The sequence below is a fragment of the Paraburkholderia bonniea genome (assembly GCF_009455625.1).
GTDB lineage: Bacteria > Pseudomonadota > Gammaproteobacteria > Burkholderiales > Burkholderiaceae > Paraburkholderia > Paraburkholderia bonniea.
This window is the reverse complement of sequence record NZ_QPEQ01000001.1, coordinates 1,437,965-1,458,109: the sequence shown is the minus strand read 5'-3', so window position 1 is coordinate 1,458,109 and position 20,145 is coordinate 1,437,965. Positions and strand designations below refer to the sequence as shown.

General features: G+C 58.6%; 16 protein-coding genes. 4 read left to right on the top strand and 12 right to left on the bottom strand.

Annotated features, from left to right (window positions below; translation table 11 throughout):
- Nucleotides 1-558: 558 nt before the first annotated feature.
- Nucleotides 559-882 carry a hypothetical protein gene (locus GH656_RS06365; protein WP_153075099.1) on the bottom strand — a complete coding sequence of 108 codons (324 nt, stop codon included), beginning with the start codon at nt 880-882 and terminating at the stop codon, nt 559-561.
- A 522-nt stretch (nt 883-1,404) separates the two neighbouring features.
- Between GH656_RS06365 and GH656_RS06360 the strand changes: the two genes are divergently transcribed.
- A complete protein-coding gene (locus tag GH656_RS06360; protein WP_153075098.1) occupies nt 1,405-1,653 on the top strand; it encodes a hypothetical protein in 249 nt (82 codons plus the stop codon).
- Nucleotides 1,654-1,670: 17 nt separating this feature from the next.
- On the opposite strand, the gene GH656_RS06355 is transcribed toward GH656_RS06360, so the two are convergent.
- Nucleotides 1,671-1,811 (bottom strand): hypothetical protein, encoded by a 141-nt coding sequence (locus tag GH656_RS06355; RefSeq protein WP_153075097.1) that lies wholly within the window; start codon nt 1,809-1,811, stop codon nt 1,671-1,673.
- 3 nt (nt 1,812-1,814) lie between these two features.
- Here GH656_RS06355 and GH656_RS06350 point away from each other — a divergent pair, with 3 nt between their 5' ends.
- Nucleotides 1,815-2,072 carry a DNA-binding protein gene (locus tag GH656_RS06350; RefSeq protein ID WP_153075096.1) on the top strand — a complete coding sequence of 86 codons (258 nt, stop codon included), beginning with the start codon at nt 1,815-1,817 and terminating at the stop codon, nt 2,070-2,072.
- 87 nt (nt 2,073-2,159) lie between these two features.
- Here the strand turns inward: GH656_RS06350 and GH656_RS06345 are convergent, their stop codons facing one another.
- The 5 genes from GH656_RS06345 to recC all read right to left on the bottom strand — a co-directional run bounded on the left by GH656_RS06345 (nt 2,160) and on the right by recC (nt 12,392).
- A complete protein-coding gene (locus GH656_RS06345) occupies nt 2,160-2,450 on the bottom strand; it encodes a putative quinol monooxygenase (RefSeq protein WP_153075095.1) in 291 nt (96 codons plus the stop codon).
- Between the two features lie 150 nt (nt 2,451-2,600).
- Complete coding sequence (arfB, locus tag GH656_RS06340; RefSeq protein ID WP_153075094.1) at nt 2,601-3,005, bottom strand: alternative ribosome rescue aminoacyl-tRNA hydrolase ArfB; 405 nt, start codon at nt 3,003-3,005, stop codon at nt 2,601-2,603.
- On the bottom strand, nt 3,002-5,176 hold the full coding sequence (locus GH656_RS06335) for an AAA family ATPase (protein ID WP_153075093.1): 2,175 nt from the start codon (nt 5,174-5,176) through the stop codon (nt 3,002-3,004). Before GH656_RS06335 ends, arfB begins: the two co-directional genes overlap by 4 nt.
- Nucleotides 5,173-8,973: an exodeoxyribonuclease V subunit beta gene (gene recB / locus GH656_RS06330; RefSeq protein ID WP_153075092.1), complete on the bottom strand. Its 3,801-nt coding sequence runs from the start codon at nt 8,971-8,973 to the stop codon at nt 5,173-5,175. Before recB ends, GH656_RS06335 begins: the two co-directional genes overlap by 4 nt.
- Entirely contained in the window at nt 8,973-12,392 is a 3,420-nt protein-coding gene (recC, locus tag GH656_RS06325) for an exodeoxyribonuclease V subunit gamma (protein WP_153075091.1), read from the bottom strand. The genes recB and recC overlap by 1 nt, the downstream gene beginning before the upstream one ends.
- A 210-nt stretch (nt 12,393-12,602) precedes the next feature.
- On the opposite strand from recC, the gene GH656_RS06320 reads away from it, so the two are divergent.
- A complete protein-coding gene (locus GH656_RS06320) occupies nt 12,603-15,146 on the top strand; it encodes an FUSC family protein (protein WP_153075090.1) in 2,544 nt (847 codons plus the stop codon).
- Between the two features lie 56 nt (nt 15,147-15,202).
- On the opposite strand, the gene GH656_RS06315 is transcribed toward GH656_RS06320, so the two are convergent.
- Nucleotides 15,203-15,421, bottom strand: coding sequence for a hypothetical protein (locus GH656_RS06315; protein WP_153075089.1), 219 nt, complete (start codon nt 15,419-15,421; stop codon nt 15,203-15,205).
- A 182-nt stretch (nt 15,422-15,603) separates the two neighbouring features.
- The gene (locus GH656_RS06310) at nt 15,604-16,071 is read right to left on the bottom strand and encodes an Lrp/AsnC family transcriptional regulator (protein WP_153075088.1); all 468 of its coding nucleotides are present in this window, start codon (nt 16,069-16,071) and stop codon (nt 15,604-15,606) included.
- A 130-nt stretch (nt 16,072-16,201) separates the two neighbouring features.
- On the opposite strand from GH656_RS06310, the gene GH656_RS06305 reads away from it, so the two are divergent.
- On the top strand, nt 16,202-16,846 hold the full coding sequence (locus GH656_RS06305) for a cysteine dioxygenase family protein (RefSeq protein WP_153075087.1): 645 nt from the start codon (nt 16,202-16,204) through the stop codon (nt 16,844-16,846).
- A gap of 363 nt (nt 16,847-17,209) precedes the next feature.
- Here the strand turns inward: GH656_RS06305 and GH656_RS06300 are convergent, their stop codons facing one another.
- The 3 genes from GH656_RS06300 to GH656_RS06290 form a co-directional block, all read right to left on the bottom strand.
- Nucleotides 17,210-17,680 (bottom strand): BCAL1086 family glycoprotein, encoded by a 471-nt coding sequence (locus GH656_RS06300; RefSeq protein WP_153075086.1) that lies wholly within the window; start codon nt 17,678-17,680, stop codon nt 17,210-17,212.
- A gap of 8 nt (nt 17,681-17,688) precedes the next feature.
- Entirely contained in the window at nt 17,689-18,078 is a 390-nt protein-coding gene (locus tag GH656_RS18155; protein WP_281349639.1) for a GNAT family N-acetyltransferase, read from the bottom strand.
- Nucleotides 18,079-18,374: 296 nt separating this feature from the next.
- On the bottom strand, nt 18,375-20,099 hold the full coding sequence (locus tag GH656_RS06290) for a hypothetical protein (protein ID WP_153075084.1): 1,725 nt from the start codon (nt 20,097-20,099) through the stop codon (nt 18,375-18,377).
- Nucleotides 20,100-20,145: the final 46 nt, after the last annotated feature.

Genomic DNA, 20,145 nt, shown 5'->3' with positions numbered 1-20,145 from the left:
ACAACCTGCTCGCGCTCAGTTCATACCCTCTCCCGGCTTACCTGGCCGGCTTACCTGGCATTGCGGCTAGATATGCGCTAATGCCGATACATCTATTTACGATTATTTACAGCTGGCATTACCCATCGGCTTAGCTTATTAGCTTATCGTCACAGGCAATTCAGGTCTGCAACGTCCGGTCTGGTGGGAGTTTTATTACTATGAAACTAGTATTTTCAGGTGGCATTGCAACGTCGTCAGTTATGACGCTGAGCCTGGCTCAGCCTCAAGCATTGCCATCAGACCAGCACCCCCGATACATTCCTGCCGATGCACAACGGCCCAGTCAAATACGTGGCCGGGAATTTACCCCGCCTACACCACGCGGCGATTTACGCAGCGACATTCTGGATAATGCGCAAAGACGTGCCGGGATATTGCGCGAAGAAAATCCATCGCGCCGCTAGATATCAAGCAGGCCACGATATATCAGCACCTGGGATAAAAACTGGATAAATCCGCCAATAACAACCAACACGCCCGTCGCTATCTAACTAAATCCTTTCATTATCTGCACTACTACGTCCGGGTTTCAAAATCGGCTGGCGCATCCTGTCCAGCTTCAGCAACCACATACGCATTTTTTTTGCAGTCTTCCCAGTCTGGCGAATTCTCGTTATGAGCAAGACGGGCGAATTCTGCACGGCCCCGCTCAGTCAGCACCGCGATATCCACCGGGGCATGAAAACCTGGCGCGGGAGCTACCGTCCGTTGCCGGACCGTCTCCATCAACCCTAGCGCGCGCAAATATTCAAATGTGTTAGGCCGCCTAGCCCATGGAACCTGGCGATATTGCGCCCGTCTGAGCGCCTCTAGTACAGCTTCGTTTGAATACCTGGTCATCTCACTTCTTTCTAAAAGTGCAACCGCGACCCATTTTTTCGGCATGGCCGTACAGTGCCGATGGCATCACATAGCAAGGATATAACAATCCCTCACGCCATCTCTAAAATGATACGTTACCCCATTTATCTTGCCCCCATTCACTTTAATGTCATTTTTTGCTGATTCAGTGCCTTCATCTCGTGCTTAAGAACCGTACGTCAGCCAGTGTGTCTGACTGCATATCTCAATGTGGCTTGACAAAGCCAGTGGCAACTGACGTGTTCTATCCACACGTTTTCTGCTTATCCGTTGAATAAGTCCATTCGGCATTACACGAACTCATGACTTTTTCAATCATAACGCATAAAAATATCGACTTTAGTGTTGCTAAATCTCCAAAACGCCGCAACAAAATGTAACCAAACGTCAAATATGTCGCAAAGTGCCCGATGGGATAGATATTGCTAGCTAAAATGGCGGTCGGTCTTTCCAATTGGACAGGCAATGCCTGATCCATATAACTACTCAACGGAGGTAACGATGAAAAAAGTGTCCCTGGCAGTCCTGGTTTCCTTCTCTGCATTGGCCGGCGCAGCCTATGCGCAAACCGACAGCGGTGTCACGATGAGTACGGATCCGGCCCGTGCTGCGGCAGTCGAGCAACGCGCACAAGAACTGCAATCCCGGCAGCAGGCAGCGGAAAGCACATCAGAAATGCCTTCCCAGCACCACCACAAAGCAACGCATCACAAAAAAGCAGCAAAAAAAGCTGCTCCGGCCACCAAATAACCTGTAGCGCATAGCACTCAACGCAACGCGATACGGGTATGCAAGCCGAAGCCGACCTTGTCGGCTTCGGCTTTTTTATTGGCAAAAAGCGGCAGGCAATATGCTAAAGTCGCGCACCAAATCACCTGCAAACCTATGCGCACTTTGGCGCGGAGCATCCCATGAGCAATATCCAGCTGGACATCGAATGGACCGAGTCGGCCTCACGCAAAATTGAAAAGCTGATGCCACGTGGTGGCCAGGAAGCATTCCTTGCACTACCTCCCGTCGAATGTCTGCCCATGGAAGGCGATGTCCTGTTTCTCGGGCCCGCTGGCAAGCAGCAGCCTTTTATTGTCGCTGAGCGGCAATATCATCACGAAGGTGACGCTGACTGGACCATCATCCTCATTCTGGATGTGCCGCCAGTCGAGCACTAAACCCTTCCCATCGATTCCTTCTCATCCCCGCTGCCCTGCTACTCCGCCGTTCTGGCCAAGCCCTCATCGCAGCAGGGGGGCAGCGCTTTATATGATCTTCGCCAAAACACGCATTTCGGTCTGCTCAATCCACTCGGCAGAGGCCTGCCGGTACGCGGCAATATGAGCAGACTGCCCATGCGCAGCCAACGCTGCTTCGCTTTCCCAACGCTCAAAAAAGACAAACCGGCGCGGCTCGTGCAAGTCGTAGTGCAAGTCATACTGCACCACGCCAGGCTCCTTGCGAGTGGGGGCCACAATGCCCTCCAGCGCCTGACGTAGCTGCGCTTCTGTACCTGGCTTCGCAACCAGAATGGCAACCACTGCGATTTCCGTCATGCTGCACTCCGTCATACGAAAAACAGCAGCATACCCGCGCTAAAACCGGCATGCGTTGACCGATCCAGCGGTAGTGGTGTGTGAATGACAGCTCTGCGTCATGTTTGCGGGGCGGGGATTCACCGCTTATTCACCGCACGCTCACCCAGGTCAATCCGCCACCCGCCCCCGTGCCAGTTTGATTTCTCCACGCTTGGCCTTGCCCTCTAACCGGCGCCGGTTCGACGCGCGTGTTGGCCGAGTTGCCACGCGCGCCTTGCGTACCACGCTGACGCTCTCGACCAACGCCTCAAGACGCGCCAGGGCCGCTTCACGGTTCATCTCCTGCGTGCGGTACTCCTGTGCCTTGATGACGACCACGCCATCTCGGGTCAAACGGTGATCGGCCAAAGCGAGCAAACGCATTTTCAGCACGTCGGGCAACGATGAGGCCCGGATGTCAAAGCGCAGATGAATTGCGCTCGATACCTTGTTCACGTTCTGCCCACCCGCTCCCTGGGCACGGACAGCCGTCAGTTCGACTTCGTTTAATGGAATGCGGGAATGCTGGCTCATGGCAGCGCTTCCATAATCCGTTCCGCCAGCCCTGAATCCCGCCGGGTGGGCGTCGCCACGGCCTGGGCCAGCACGGTGCGTGTGCCGGTAAGGTCGATGCGCTGACGCGCGCGCGTCACGGCTGTATAGATCAGTTCGCGCGATAACACCCGGTTAAACACCGCGGGCAGCATCAGCGCGACATGCTCGAATTCCGAGCCTTGTGATTTGTGGACCGTCAACGCGAATGCGGTGTCGTGTGACGGCAGGGCTGCCGGTGACAGGCCGCGCAAACCACTATCGCCGGTGCAGAAATACACCTTGAGCGCACCATCCGCTCCCGGCAAAGCTATGCCGGTATCGCCATTAAACAGGCCTAATGCCGCGTCATTACGGGTGACGATCACCGGCCGGCCAGCAAACCAGGACGCGCCAGGCGCGAGCGGCGCGCGGGCGAGCCGCTGCAACTGCGCGGTCATCAGCAGGTTGATCTGATCGACGCCACGCGGGCCCGCGCGCGTGGCGCACAGGATACGAAAGTGATTCAACGCGTCAAAGAGCGGCTGCGGGTCGGGTGTGCTGCTCGCCAGTTCACGCATCAGCGCTTCGGCGTAGAGGGTGAAGCCGCTGGTGAGGCGAGCCACGGTCGACGGTGCCAGGGTAGCGCCAGCGTCTTCATAAAACGCTGCGGCGTCTGGCTTGGCTGGGTCATCAGAATCAAGCTGCAACAGCGCCAGAACTTGATCTACTGCGCCGCACCGGATCGCTAACGACAGTCGTCCAATCGGCGACTCCAGACCAAAGCGGTAATTGCGCTCCAGCCAGACTACGCAATCGGCGAGTGGCGCTTCTACGGGTTGAAGTTGTGCCTGTGGGGTGTTGCCGTTGCCATCATCAGCCTCACCAACTGCAACTCGCCCGCCAGATGCAGTAGCAACCCTCGGTGGCTCAACTAGCTCGCCCATCGCTGCAAATGCCTGCTCCGCGTGATCGGGCCAAAACAGGTCGGCGTCTGCGCCCGCTTGCGGCCACGACCACGCACGCCTGTCTGCCAAACCTTCGTCACCATCCTCCGGTGAGCGCTCCTGAGGCAACGACGCCACAATGCGTTGTGGCTCGATATCGAGCGCGACGGCAAGACGTGCAATGCCTTGTGCGCTAAAAACCGGCCGGGCGCTGAGTTCGGCAAATACCGCGCCCGCCTCGACCGCCGCCAGTTGATCTTTGTCTCCGAGCAGCACCAGCCGGGTGCCCGGAGCCAATGCATCAAGCAGGTGCGCTGCCATCGCAACGTCGATCATCGAAGCTTCGTCAACCACGATCACGTCGTAAGGCAGTGGATTGTCCTTGCGGTAACGAAACCGTCCGTCAGGGCGATATCCCAGCAGCCGGTGCAGCGTCCAGGAGGTACGTGGCAAGCGTGCGGCAAGTTCCTCAGGTAAAGCACCCGCACGCGCCGCAAGTGCCTCTTGCATGCGCTGCGCAGCCTTGCCCGTAGGCGCTGACAGTGCGATCCGCAAATCAGCGTGGGTATCCAGCAAGCAAGCCAGCACGCCCACCACGGTGGTGGTCTTGCCCGTTCCTGGCCCGCCACTTACGACCGTCAACGGTCCAGACAACGCAATCACGGCAGCAAGACGTTGCCAGTCCGGGGTGTCGTCTGCGGCAACGCCAAAAAAACGTATTAATTTCGCGCGTAACGCGTCCGTTGAGGCAGGAGAAGCAAGCGCGTCATCCGTCTGCGCTGCCGCTCTCACGCCAGCCATAGCCGGGTGCTGTGTATGCTCGACCAGCGCGCGCGCGAAGCGGCGTTCGTAGTCGTAATAACGGGCGAGGTAAAGCCGCTTTTGCCGGTCAATCACCAAGGGGTTTAACCCAGCGGAATCTGCCGTGCCGTCACAGGCGATGCCGCTTGCACAGAGCGCGGCCAGCACTGTCTCAAGCGGCTCGGAGTAGTGCTCGGCCAGCGCCTGCACGGGCAGGCAGACATGCCCCTCGGCAGTCGCCCGGCTGATGGCATAGGCGGCACGAGCAGCCCACTGGATGCTTGCGGCAGCGGCTCCAGCGTGCTGTGCCAAGGTGCCGATCCGGCGCGCGAAACCGTGTGCCAGCGCGACGCCAGGATCGAGTGGCTCGCGTGACATACCGGCTTGCCCTGTGTCATGAACGGCGGAGAGTTCAATCGGGCTCATGGTGCCACTCCATCCATCAAGCCGTCTAACCAGGTAATCAGCGCGGCATCCGGACGCCGTGCATGCACTCCCGCCGCTCCATCGGCATCACGCCACGTCGGCCTCACCCCTCGCACAAACAGATACAGATAGCCTCCAAGATGGGTTTCGTAGGTATAGCCGCTTACCCGGATTTTCAGGTAGCGATGCAACGCCAGCGTATAGAGCAACGCTTGCAGGTGATATGCGTGCTGCGCCATTGCGTTATCTAGCGGCGCGGCGGCGTAGTCGGCGGCTGTTTCGCCAAGATGGTTGGATTTCCAGTCAATGATCCAGAAACGTCCATCGTGCTCAACCACCATGTCGATAAAGCCTTTGACGAAGCCACGCAGCATCCCCGCTTCAAGTGCTACGCCGGGGTAGCCCGCGACGCTCAGCCCTGCACGCAATGCGTTGAAATCAAGAGCTCGGGCAGGAAACAGAAAGGCCAGTTCATTGAGCCTGCGGGCGCTGTCAAGTTGCCTGAGCTGCATGCCCGGCACTAGCTCGGCCGCACTAACATCGGCCAGCAGGCTCTGCATCATCAGCGGCAAACGGAGTGCCAGCGCGGGTGACGCCGTGACAGGCCGCTCCCGCAACGCACGTTGAATCGCTTCCGGCCAGGTTGCCGGGTCAGAAAAATCGGCTAGCTCGAACATCCTGTGCAGGCATTCACCTGCGGCTGGGCCGCGTGGGAACCCGAGGATGTCGTCGGCTGCCAGCGTTAGCGCGGCTGGTGCCAAGGCTCGCGCCGACGTCAGGCTCGCCGCAATCTGGTCGTGGTCAGGATGGCTGTCGTCCGCCAGCCCAGGCACCGCAGCAGGCCCTGCATTCTGCCCCGCACCTTGTCCCATACGCGCGCCCGCCGCGATCATTCCGCTAAAACTCGCCATCCGCCAGGCTTCACGCACCAGCCGGTGGCTCGTGCGCGCCTGGATCGCGCCGTTGCCCACCTGCTGCGGCTCAAGCGGAATGCAGCGCTCAGGTATGGGCAACGCCTCTAGCGTCAGCGGACCATGCGCCAGATCACGCCAGCGTTGTGCCAGCGTGCTTTCGTCGGGTGGCTCGGCCAACCAGTCGTCAATCGCATAGCCGTTTCCTGCCATCAGCCAGTTCAGCACGCTGCGGCGCGATTCTTTGGTCGAACGGGCAATCAGATAGGGCCCGCCCACCACGTAGCAGCGGTACACCGCCCGGGTCAGCGCGACATACGCCAGCCGTACCCGTTCAGCGGCCTGCTCTCGCCTGGCGGCGTTTGCGGCACGTTCCGCCTGATCGTCATCGCAGCCGTAATGCAGCACAGCTGCACCGGTTTCATCGTGGTATTCGCGGGCGTCGGGCAATCCTGACGCAGGTGGCTCGCGTAACGCGCCGTCATTCAAAAATGGGCAAAACACCACCGCATATTCCAGTCCTTTGGCTTTGTGCACGGTCACGATCTGCACCAGGTTGCGGTCAGATTCGAGCCGTAACTGAGCTTCTTCCCCCCCGCCCTGCGCGCGTTGCGCGGCGAACCAGCGTAGCGTCGGCGCAATCCCGGGCTGCGCCGCGACGCGGGCTTGCAGCAGTTCGGCCAGGTGGCTGGCGTTGGTCAGCCGGCGCTCGCCATCGGCTCCCGCCGCAAGTTGCTGCGCGATGCCCAGTTCGCGCAGCAGGGTGCGCCACATCACCGCGAAACCGCGCTCGCGCCAAAGCGCGCGATAACGCGAAAAGCGTTCGACCCAGGCCATCGCATCCAGCGCCTGAGCTGCCTCGAACGTAGATTCAAGCGCGGCAACGGGGGCAGCTGCCTCACTCGCCTGTTGCTGCCACAGCGTCAGCGCGTCGAGCCCAATCCAGTCGGTAGAGAGTGCTGAGCGCAGGCGGCGCAAGTCGCCCGGGGTTTCAATCGCATGGAGCACGCGTTCGATCTGCTCAGCCTCTGGCGTGGCAAAGACAGATGCTTGAGCCAGCTCAACGCTGCCCACGCCCCATTGCGCCAGGATCGCTTTCACCAGGCTGCCCTGGCGATGGGTCTGTACCAGCACCGCGATATTGCCGGGTGCCAGCGACATCTCTCCAAGACGCACGGTACCTTCGCGTGCGCCGCGCAACAGACGCACGATCTCAGCTGCGCAGGCGGTACTCGCTGCGTGCTGTGCGTCGCGTTTGCTTAAGACCTCTGCGCCTTCAGGCAGCATCCAGAGACGAAAACCGTCGGCGGGTGCGACGGAGGATTCAGCAGCAAAAGGCCATGCCGTAGCCGTGTCAGACAGAGGCACACGTAGCCGCTGCCCGGCACGCACCGGCTGGTACTTCAACCCCTCAAGCACAAAGCCATCCGGGTTAGCGCTGAATATCTGGTTGCAGGCCGCGACGACCGGTGCGCTGGAGCGCTGGTTGAGCGCTAGCGTGTAACGCATGGTCGCTGCCGCACGCGCCGCAAGATAGGTATGCAGATCGGCGGCCCGAAAACTGTAGATGGCCTGCTTCGGATCACCCACCAGAAAGAGAGGGCCATCTGGCGCAAAGATGCGGTTGAAAATCGAAAACTGGAGCGGATCGGTGTCTTGAAACTCGTCAATCAGCGCTGCCGGGTAGCGCGCGCGCAACGCGCTAGCGAGCCACGGATGCGCCGCGAGCGCATGAAACAGATTCGACAGCAAGTCATCGAACGACACCACCCGCCGAGCCCGCTTGCGCGCCGCCAGCTCCGTCGGAGCATGTTCGAGCCAGCGCTGCAGCAAAGTCAGCCAGCGCCGTTGCTGCAACTCATCGGCGGCAAGCACGGCGGCGCTGAACTCGTCGGCTAGCGTGAAAAAAGCATGCTCTGGAGGTTCATGGCGCACTTTGGTGGCTTTCGCCAGTGCACTGGCTGTCAGCTTCAACGCTGCCCGTGGCGGGGCTTCGTCGTGCTGGCCCTGGGCAAAGTAGTCGTCCCATGCCGCAAATGCGGCGCTCACTGCTTCTGGTTTATGCGAGGTGCGGCTCAGGCTCGCCGCGGCTGCGGCCAGCAGATCGGCCAGCACAGCCCGTTGCGCGAGCCACAGCGCGTGCAATGCGGCAAATCTGGCCTGCGGCTCAGCGTCAGCGTGTCCAACGGTTTCTGGCATGCCACTGAAGCCCCAGCGCAATTGCGCCAGTGGCTTTTTCAAACGCCGCCCCAATTGCACATCAAGCGCCGCCGGGCCAGCCCGCCGCGCCACCAGCCATGCAGCGAAGGCCGGGTGTGCCGCGGCGACTGGCTCCACCTGTTCACGCCAGAAATCCGCTGCTAGTTCAAAGCGCAGCGCGGCATCGTCAGCGTCCATTTCGAACGCAAATGGCATGGCCGCAGCAAACGGCGCTTCTTGCAGCGCGCGCTGGCAAAACGCGTGGATGGTGTGAATCGCCGCCTGGTCAAAGGTGCCAAGCGCACGCCGGACGAGCTTTTGCGCCATCTCGCGCTCAACCCCGCCTTGCAGCGCGAGCGTGGTGTCGAAGAGGCGGACGAGAAACGGATCGTCATCGTCAGCGCCGGTTTCAAGCGCGCGTAGCAGTTGTGTCAAACGGGCGCGAATCCGTTCGTGCAATTCAGCTGTGGCGGCTTTGGTGAAGGTGACGACCAGAATCTGGTCAGCATTCAGGCGCTGTTCGAGCAGCAAACGCACATAGAGCGCGCAAATGTTCCAAGTCTTGCCTGTCCCGGCTGAGGCCTCAATCTGGTTCACGCCTTCGAGTGCACAGGCAAAGACATCCAGCTCCTGTTCCTGTGCGCCCGCTGCCTGGCTCGCTATGAAGCCCGCTGTCAAGCCGCTCATCACGCCTCCTGCAGATGACGCACAAGCGGTTCGAATACGATTCCCGCCAGGGTGCTAAAGGGTTCATCGAGCGCGTCATCAAGCGTGAGGGGCAAGCCGCGCCACGCCAGCCGGAGCACGGGATCATCCGCTTCACCTCGTACCCGGTCGCTCAGCCACACGCTGCGTGCAGCTGAAGCGCCGTCGTTGATTTTGGCCCAAGCGCTTTTCGGGAAAAAAGCCAGCGGCCATTGCTGCCCCGCGCGAAACAACGCGACAAGTGACGCAAGCTGTTGCTGTGGGGCCTCAACCGGCGTGAACTCGAAACGCTCATCAAGGCCATACCAAACCGTGCGGCACGGGCCGTCCGGGCGCACCGCGCAATACGCGAGATGGGCCAGCCAGGCAAAGAGGTAATCGCGTGCCGTGGGCCTGGCGTAGCGGAAGATGATTTGCCCGGTCTGACTCAGCACATTCAGGGTGCCGTGTAATTGCACCGGCCCTTGGGCGGCGGCCCGCAAAGCTTCGTCATGCTCACCAAACAACGCCACGCCATCTGTCTCAGGCCAGCATGAGCGCACCTCCAGCACAAACGGCACGCGCTCCACGCCACCGGCCATCTCATGCTGCACACCGAGCGCCAGCCGGTGTAGCGCGTCGATTTCGCGGCTTTGCCAGACCTTGCCGGTCGCTCCGCCTGGCAGCTCGGGACTCGCGGCAGCAAGCCGCTGCACCCGTTCCAGGGCAACGGGCCCCGTGCCTGCTTCCAGCAGGACGGGTAACAGCCGGCTGGCAAGCGCGTCACGGCCTGCATAGTCCAGATCAAATGGTTCGGTCTCAGGCAACTCGCCCGCCTCCGACCACAGCACGATACCGAGCCGGTCACGCAGCAAGGCGCGGGCGGGATGACGCCAGAAGCGCTGCAAATCATCGAACGCCAGTTCCGTTGCATTGATGGCAGGCAAAGGCTGAGTGAAGAATGGCCGCGCTAACCGGATTCGCGCCGGATCAGCCAGTAGACCCGCGAGCCTGGCTCGCTCACGGTCGTAAGAAAATAACGCGCCGCCGGCGCTGAAGTAATCGGCGGCAAACGGCTGTAACGGATGCTCAACGATAAAGCGCTGTCGGGCAGCGTGACGCTCGCTGGGGCTAGCCCCCTCGCCTGCGACGATGGCCCCGAGATGGTCGAGCAATTCGTCGACCAGCGCAGCAGGGGGTAACGGGGCGTTGTCACGAATACTGCGGCCGGTGTAGGCCAGCAACAGGTGGTCACGAGCGGCCAGCAGCAAATCGAGAAACAGGTTGCGCTCGTCGTCGCGGCGTTGCCGGTCGCCCGGACGGGAAAACGCCGCCATCAGATCGAATTCGTCGGCACGTGCGAGGCTGGGCAGCATGCCATCGTCCATGCCGAGCAGACACACGATGCGGTAAGGCAATCCACGCAAGCTGGTCAGCGATGAAAACGTCACGCTGCCCCAAGGCACGCCACCGCGCGCCGGGTCATCCAGTGCTTCGGCGAGCGCTGCCCGTACCACCGCAGCGGGCAGCGGCATCCCGGCGGCACCTGCGTGCATCGCTTCGCCCATCGCATCAATCGCGGCACGCACTTCGGCCAGCGCAGCGGCAAAGTTGATGCCGTCGTCGAAACAGGTGGTCAGCGTTTCCAGCAGCAGTTGGCTCCATGCCGCTGGTGTATGAGCGTTGGCGCAATGCGCAGCAAACGCTTCAAGGTCGTCGATAAAGCGCGTCAGGCAGCCCAGCAGTTGTGCGTCCGAGCCTTCATCCGCGCCATCAACCGGCAGCCAGCCCGCCACGGGTTCCGCCCCCTCGGGCATCGCGTAGCCAAGAAACAACCGCATCAGCGCATCCGCGAAAGTATGGCGAGCGGGTGGCACCGCTGGGTCCAGCGAGACAGCAGGAGCAAATCCGCGACGCGCGCCCGCTGCCAGCAACCAGCCTTGCACGGTTTCAAGGGCGGCCGCGTCGATGCCATAACGCGCGGCAATCGCATCGACACGCAGCCATTCGATCAACGCCGACGCATTCACCCCGAACTCAGCCAGCGCCAGCCAGTCGAGCAGCACACGGGCCAAAGGGTTCGCCTGTGAGGGCGGCAGGCCCGTGATGCGATAGGGAATACGCCGGGTGTCAGCGCCGGGCTCAGCGCCAAAAATCGCGTCGATCAGCGGGCTCGCTGCCCCCAGATCAGGAAACGCGACCAGCACGTCGGACGGCTGCAGATCATCGTAGGCTTCGAACCAGTCGAGCAGCCGGTCGTGCAGCACTTCAAGCTGACGCGACAGGCTATGGCACACATGGACTTCGATTCCAGCATCGAGCACGGGGGCATCGCTGGAATCTTCGGGGCTCAGGTCAAGCATTGCGTTCTGGATCGCCGCCAGCCAGGTGGGCGCGGGATTGGGGGTGTAATGCGCCGCTTCGACCGAAGCCGTGCGCTCGGTCAGTTCATGCAGCATGTGCAACTGCGCCTGGGTTTGCCGCCCCCATTGCGCGAGCAACGGATGACCGACTTCCTGGAAATCACGTTGCCCCGCGACATCCAGCGCTTCAAGGCGGCCCTGGCTGACGATATCGAACCAGAATTCGCGGCAAGGATTGATGACATACAACCGCACGTCGATCCAGCGCGAGAGCTCGCGCAGCAACGCCACATGCAGTGGCGGCATGGTGGGCAAGGCAAGGATGCTGACCGACCCAGGCCAGCGCGCACGCGCGAGCGTATCAAGATCGTACTGGGCGATTTCAGCGAGAAACCGGTACGCGGGCGGCAGCGCCGTGCTCGTGCCCTTGCTCGTGCCGTGGGCATCGCCTGCCAGTTCGGCAAGCAATGCGCGCCACAGTGCGGCTTGCCAGCGCTCATCCTCGCGCGCAGCGGCACCCGCTCCGGCCAGTTGCGGGCCGCCTTCGAGCGCACCGCCTCCAGCAAAGATAGAGCCGCCTTTTTGCCAGTGCAGCAGCCATTCGGGACGGTACGTTAGATAGTGGTCGAACACCGTGGCGACACGTCGTGCGAGTTCATAGCGCATGGGCGCATCCGCCGCATCGAGATAGCTGCGCAGCCGTTGCGAGCTGCGCCAGGGGGCGGTTTCATCAGCACCATCAACGTCATCAGCACCAGCGGCCGCGCCAAGCAGCCGGTAGCAGCGCCACACCAGCCGGTCAGGGGCGAACGGCGACTGTGCTGGCACTGGAATCACACCGCCAATACGCGCCCAGAGCCATTGCGCCAGATAGCCGAATTCGAAATTCGCGCAAATACCTTCGCGCTCAGCCAGCGCCAGTTCGAGGTTGCGCCGCATTGCCGCGCTCGCCACAATGACTGGCTGAGCCGACCACGGCCCGGGTGAAGCCTGGCTCAGGTCTGCAAGCAGTGCGTCAAGCAGCGTTTCATACCGGTTCGAATAGAAGATCTCAAGCATGGAGCCCACGAAAAAAACCAGCAGCCAAAGATCAGTTCATGGGCCGCACATAAAAGGAAGCGCCGAGCATAGCAAAGGCCCTTGCAGCGGCCTAGTCAGCCAGATGGATGAGCTCAGAAGCGCAGCAAAATCAGTTAGACTCGACGCCAGCCTGAAGCAGGGCCTCCTCATCACGTCGCTCTTTTCTCCGCACGAAAATCCAGGCAGTCGATGCGCTATTCGGTTGAAATCAAAAAATTCTTATATAGCCAGTATTTTTATGGCGGTTTGCGCATCGCAGTCGGTGTTTCATTGCCCGCCGTACTATGCCTGATTGTGTTTCACAACCGTGAATTAGGTTTCACGATTGCCACCGGCGCGCTTGGCGCATGCGTCGTCGACATGCCCGGGCCGCTGAAATACAAACACAATGAAATGCTCGCGTGTTCGGTGATTGGCTTTCTGGCCGCGCTGGCCACCGGGCTGGCCACGGTGAACCCGGTGGCGCTCTGGGCCACCGTGGTGCCACTGACCTTCGTGCTCTCGCTAATCGTGGTGTACGGCAACCGCTGGCCGCAGATCAGCTTCGCCACGCTCTTCATGATGATCATGACGCTTGAAGAGCACTTCACGCCCATGCAGGCGCTGGTCAATGCCGCATGGATTCTGGCTGGCGGCCTCTGGTACACCTACTGGTCGACGCTGGTCAGCCGCTGGCAAATGCAGCGCATCGAACAACAAGCGCTAGCCGAAAGCGTATTTGCCTGCGCGGATTATCTGCTCGCCCGAGCCGATTTTTACGACATCGACAACGATCTGGACGAGTGCTACCGCAACCTCGTAGCGCGCCAGATCGCCGCCGTCGAACGCCAGGATGCCGCGCGCGATATCGTGCTGCGCAATCTGCCCCAGCTCAAAAGCGGCAAGCTCAACCCGCGCCGCACGATGCTGTTCAACCTGTTTATCAATACCGTCGACCTGCACGAGTTGTTCGTCGGTGCCCACACCGATTACCCGCTGGCGCGCAATACGTTCGGCGGCTCGGATCTGATGATTTTTTATCGTGACCTGATCCGCAAGGCCGCGGCTGATCTCGAAGACATCGGCCTCGCGGTGCTGCAAAGCCGTGCGCCACGCATGCGCACCAATGTGAAAGCCGAATTGCGCGCGATTGAATTCGAACTTGAGCAAATGCGCCGGCAAGACCTGCCAGCGAAAAATCCGGAGGCCTACGCGGCGGTTTCGGCGACGTTCCGGCGTATCTGGAGCTCCACTCGCCTGATCGACAAAATGCGCGCAAGCCTCTCGAACGAGGCCAACACCACTGAAACCGAACTACGCATAGACCAGGCGCTCTCGCGCTTCGTTTCCAGCCGGCGGGTTCCGTTTCTGCAGATTTTTTCGAACCTGACGATGGCCTCGCCCAGCTTCCGCCATGCGCTGCGCGTCACGATCGCGGTCGCCACCGGTTTCTGGCTAGGGCGGCTGCTGCCGCTCACCAACGCTTATTGGATCGTGATGACAACCGTCATCATTTTGAAACCGGGCTACTCGCTCACTAAACAACGCAATAGTCAGCGGATCATCGGTACGCTGATCGGCTGCGCCGCCAGCATCACGCTGATGATGTTCGTCAAGGAGCCCCACCTGCTAATCGTGGCGATGTTCGCTTCAATGGTGATGAGCTACAGCCTGCTGCTGTTCAACTACACGGCTAGCGTCGTGTTCACTTCATCGTACGTGCTGCTAATGTTCCATCTGCTCGCGCCTGGCAGCATGCGGATCATCGGTGAGCGAGCCATTGATACGGTGGTCGGCTGCGCCATCGCCATTGCCGCAAGCCATCTGTTTCCGTACTGGGAATACCGCTTGATGGGCAAGCTGGTCAACGACATGATCGCCGCCACGCGCCAGTATCTCGAAGCCAGTTGGTGGTGGGGTGGCAAGCCCAGCGCTGCTTTGGTCCCGGCCGCAGCACCGGGCAGCCAAAGCAGCGGCAAAACGCCCGTAGCGGCGGCAAGTGCGAACGTAGCGGTTACGGCCACAGTAGCAACAGCGGCAGCGGCAACAACAGCGGTTACGGCCACATCAACCACTCCAGCCACATCAACCACTGCCAGCCCCGGCACCAGCACAAACACCCCGGTGGCCAGCCTTCCGGCCCCCGCGATGCACGTCCTGGAGAGCGCGCCTCCAGCCAACGCCACGCCCTCTCTTGCCACGCCCACCACCCCCGCCAGCAAGCCCCCCGGCGCGATTTCCGCTGCGGCGGCTGTGGTCAGCGCACTCGACCGCGATTTTCGCTATCGGCTGGCACGCAAAAATGTTCACATCGCGTTCGCTAATCTGGGCCAGGCATTCCAGCGCATGATGCTAGAGCCCAAGGCAGCGCAGAAATTTGTCCCCGAACTCAACGACCTACTCGTGCGCAGCCACGAACTAGCGTCGCAAATCACCGCCGCCGCCCCGCTGCTACGCAACTCAGCCCAAAACCCTGGCGCGGTCTATCAACCGTTGCAACATGCGCTCACGCTGATCCGTGACACGCTGACTCAAGCGGAAGCCGGCGTCGCGCCCCCGGCCGATCAGCCCAGCATCGCCAAACAGCTGACGCGCGAGCTCGATGCGATGGTGATCGAAGCGGAAAAATCAGCGGAAGTTTCGGCCGATGCGATTTCGGAGCTAAAACAGCTTGCCCATCAATGCAAACAAATGGTGCAAGCTGCGACGCTGATTCGCAAAGATGCAAGCATGATTCGCTTGCCTCAAACCTGACAGGAACGAGCCCGCTCACCCTTTTTCAGGGGCTGAGGCGGGCAGGCTGGAGGGATTTAATTTTGAACGTTGGCCGTGCTAGCCGTGCTGGCACTAACAGACGGCACCCCGGCGAGTGCTGCGGCGGAAGCAGCAGGCGGCGCGTCATTCTGGCGCTCGAAATCACGTTTTTCGGTAATCGCGTTGTACAGCAGCGCGGCCAGCACCAGCAAAACCACCACCACGATAAATATAGCGATGCCGGAAGTCGGATTTTTCTTGCGTGGAAGGGTCATCAGATCACTTTGCCTGTGGGTGGGTGAGGATAAAAAAGCAGACAGGAATAAACCAGCGAGGCGCATTTTACGCTGCGCCCGCCCGGTGGTTCAGTGATGCAGCGGTTCCGGCGGTTGTGCAATCCCGGCGAGCGGGCGCAGTCTTCGCCCCGCCCGCCTTTTTGCGGAAAATCGCGGCAAATTCAGCCGCCGTCCGGCAAGCGCACGGGCAACGCCGTCGAGTACTTGATCTGCTCCATGGCAAAACTCGAGCTGACGTCATACAGCGGCACCGCCCGGATCAACTGCTTGTAAATCCGGTCGTAATCGTCGATATCCGACACCACCACCCGCAATAAGTAATCGGTCTCGCCGCTCATCCGGTACACCTCCACGACTTCTGGAATATCGCGCACGGCCCGGGTAAACATCTGCGCCCATGCCTCGGTGTGCTCATTAGTCCGCACCGACACAAAGACCGTCGTGCCCACCCCCAGCTTGCGTGGATCGCACAAGGCGACCTGAGCGCGAATCACGCCGCTTTCTTTCAGACGCTGGACGCGCTTCCAGCAAGGCGTTTGGGTGAGGTTGACGCGTTGCGCCAGTTCGGCAACCGGAATCGTCGCGTCGGCCTGGAGTAGCTCCAGCAAGGTTATGTCAATAGCATCCATCTTTATTCTTCATAGAAAGTAGAAAAATATTCCAAATTTCATGGAACAAAGGGAATGGTATAAAACCTTTTTCTTCGTGCCTACCGGTATAAACACGGTTACCCAAGCTATTTCCTGCTCGTCTGCTCCCATGCGCCACAATACCGACCTGCTCACGCTCCCCTCCTCCGTCGCACGCCACCCGCATTTGGCCGCCGTGCCAACACCGCAGCAAAACGTTACGCGCGCGGCACCGGCCAAGGCCAATCTGCCGCTGATGACGCTGTGCAATACCCTCGACACGCTCTGCACCTCGTACCGCGAGCCCGGGCAAGCCGTCGCTTTTGCGCAAGGCGTGCGCGCCGCGCTCGCTTCTGCGATCGCGGCACCCGCCTTGCTCACCCCCGCTCAGCGCGAAGGAGCCCCCGATTGCTACCGGCGTCATCTGCTTGCGGCCGATCCTCAAGGCCGTTATGCCATCGTCGCGCTGGTCTGGATGCCTGGGCAGATGAGCCCCGTGCATGGCCATCAAACATGGTGCGGCTATACGGTGCTTGAGGGGACGTTGACGGAAACGCTCTTTAGCTGGAATCAAACAACGGAGCACGCCAGCGCGGTGCGGAGCCATCCGCGTAACACGGGAGCAATATCGTTCACGCATGCAGGCCGGGGCGGCATTCACCAGCTAGGCAACGCCAGTCACGCCCCTGCGGTATCGCTGCATGTGTATGGCGTCGCAGGACCGGAAATCGCTACCCGGGTGAATGATCTCGTTGCCGTCGCTGAATCTGTTTGAACTTGCCTGAGCCTGCTAGCCATCACCAGGCGAGCCGGTTACGGTGAAACCAGATAAACCCGGCTCCGCCAGCCCAGACCTCGATGCGCTATCGTCCCCAGCCGTCACGATCTGACGCATCAAAGCATCAAAGCATCAAGCTGCTCCGCCACCAGAATGCCGGGCGGCACGACGAAGTGACTTCCTGCGTAACACGGGGCTGTCTCCCGCCAGCGATAGGCGATGCGCCGCAATAACATGCCTGCCGACTCACACCACTGGCTTGGCCAGCGCATTAAGCGATAGATAAAGCCGCAGCCCCAAACCGCCCCAAAAACCGCCACCCACACGGGTTTCGTGCGAATCAAACTTCCCTGGCATGTCTTACTGTGATTTTTTTTCCGATGCGGGATCGCTGCCAGCCGCGGAGGTCTGACTAGACCACTCCTGCAATTTACGTCCAGCCGTTTCGAGACCCGCGCCAGTCAGTCCCGCCGCCTTGCCTAACACCGCGCTGGCTGCGCCGCGCAGATGAGCCTGAGCACTCGATGCCAGCGCATCAGGGTTCAGCGTAACGCCCGGCGCGGAAGCCCCGGAAGCCGCCGAAGCACTCAACGCAGCCGAAGCCGCGGCACCAATGTGCTGCTGCGCCGTAGCGCGAGCGGAATCCACTTGCTGGCCGACAAAGCTGGCTGCCTGGTCCAACTTCTCACTGGCTTGTCTGGCCACATCCGTCAAACTGTTCGCCGCTTGCCCGGCAGATGAGTCGTCTTTATGGCAGGCCCCGAGCACGCCCAGCAAGATCAGCGCAAGTGCCGTACGGCGGAACACAGAAGAGTGAATAAAAATCGTCATAACCAAGGTCACGCCGCAGCGAGCGGCTTCTCCATGCGAAAGCGGCGTAATGACACGCCGTTGCGTTGAACATCTTCCTCTGCGAGCACCTGAAAACCAGCAGTCGCAAAACATTTCCGGGCGCTCAGGCTAACCTTGGCCGTCAACCACATGGACCCAGCCTGGCGTGCCGCTGCTTCAAGCCATTCAAGCAACGCTTGCCCCAAACCCTGGCGCGCAGCAAATGGCACAACATACAGCATCTCAATATTGCCAGCGGGATAAAGCTGGCCGAATGCTCGTGGCTGAGCGCCACGCCATGCTCGACGGGGGGCTTCAGATACGCCGGCCAGTACGGCAGCGGCTACCGCGATAACGCGATTCAGGACAGTGTGTTGAGGAAATTTTAGGGGGCTCAATGAGCTGGCCGTGCTGGATGGGTGCTGAAGCAGCAATCCTGTGTCCCAGTTCCAGCGACGGAAGCCTCTTCCGCGAAAGGGCCTGTTTAGGTGAGGTGGTCAAAGTTCCCACTCTGCTTACCGGGTCGCTAACCGTTCTATAGGACGGCCCTCTGGACCTTTTCGCAGTCAAGCAATGGCAACCATGGCACAGCCGGTGCGCGGGCCATTTCATTTCCAGGATCGCACATGTCACGGCGTCCAACCGTCCAGTCATCAAGCGCATTCAGACTTAACAGGGCTGGGAATCGTCACGGCTATTCCTTAGTGCCTGCTCCATTCAGATGAATAATCAGTGGGGAACGGTTATCGAAAGACACAACCAGATTAAATTCTGGCGCAAGCAGGTCTGCGTAGGGTTTCATGTCAGGCCATTTTTTTAGTATGTCATTTTTACGTTGAAAAGACGCTGCAAGGACATTTGGCATATTTGCGATTGACTGGTTAATCAAACCAAGATCTTCTTCCCTGGATTTAGGGTTTGCAATAGATAACGCAGGACCTTTTTCTAATTTTAGAATTTTAAGGGTTTTTATTTTTAATAGAATATCCAAATCATTGAATCTGGCAACATTCGGCAACTCTATCGTTAACGCATCAAATTTAGAGAATCTGGAGAAATCGAACTGCCGCAGATCTAATTTTTCAGGTATTGGGCTACGGATTTTTAATGTAAGAAATTTGATTGATTGATTGATTTTACGGGCAGGAAGATTTTTGGTAAAAGAATCAAAAATACTATTGTCGTTGTTAAAAAATGAAATCTCAAGATTTATAATATTTTTATTTCCAAATAAAAAATCAAAATGATTTTGATTTTTTTGGGCATCCCCAGTTATTAGCGAATAACGGGGGAATATAATTACTTTTTCGAGGGCCTTCATCCCCATGATCGCTTTATGCAGACCTGGTGCGGCGAGGCCATTAACAGTATGCGCAAGCGTTACCTCTTTTATGGTATTATTATTTTTAAGCTTTTCGAGAATTCCGAGATCATAAATATCGCAATCACCTAAAATTTTGATCTGGGTAATTTTTTTGCAATCAAGCAGGTCATAATTTCTCTTGCGCCCGTCCCGCCCTGGACGATCAATAATCGTAATTGATGAGTAAGCTGAATTATCAAAATTTAAATCCTTGCCGTAAATTCCAATATCTCCTTCAATAACCAGATCTCCCTTGATGGGCTCTCCGGCTTCTGGAGGGAGGGAAAAAAGAGAATTTATCTTGCGGATATCGAATAACACATCATCCTTTCTAATTAAACCCAGTGGAAGAACGGCATTGCGGTAATAGTTGAGAGTGTTTTTAAGCCTTGAGATAATGCTGTCACGCTTATCATATAATTCATCCCCCGAGCTTAAGCCAGGCGAGGTCAGTTGACTTTCTGGGTAGTGTAATTCAGAAATTTCGGCTACTGCTGCTGACACGATCCCACCTTGCAAATTTCTTAATTCTCTCAAGGCGCACATCCAGTAATTTTCATTATCAGGATTGATTTTATAAGCGGGATTTAAAAACAGGTTGACTCTCCACGAATCGCCTGCCGGATAATTTTTTTCTTTTTTTAAGCGGTCCAATATTTTTCGATCAGGGTAAAAAGGATCGGGCAACTCGCCAATTTCACCACTGCAAATATCGAATAATGCATTAAGTATTGATTCATTTCCAATCGAAATAAGGTGATCAATTATTAATTTTTTAAGCACCATGTTTTCCATGGTTTTGTTAATTAATTTATGAGTATAAATTACCCGTTCTCTGAAGGGGATTTTTTCTCCACTAGAAATGCTTACTCCTCCACTGGTGAGTGCTTTTGACAGATGAAATGAGCAGAGCGTGACTGGATTTTTTGGTGATACGGTAGATATAGTTTTGACCACTCCATTCACCACCATTGAACCACCATGGTTAGATATTTGAGCGTTACCGTTCGCGGATGAGTTTAAGGAAATTTTTTTGTTAGATGAGATGTCAGTCATTGATATGAATCCAAAATGTGGGATTTGCCAAACTAGGTAACGAAGT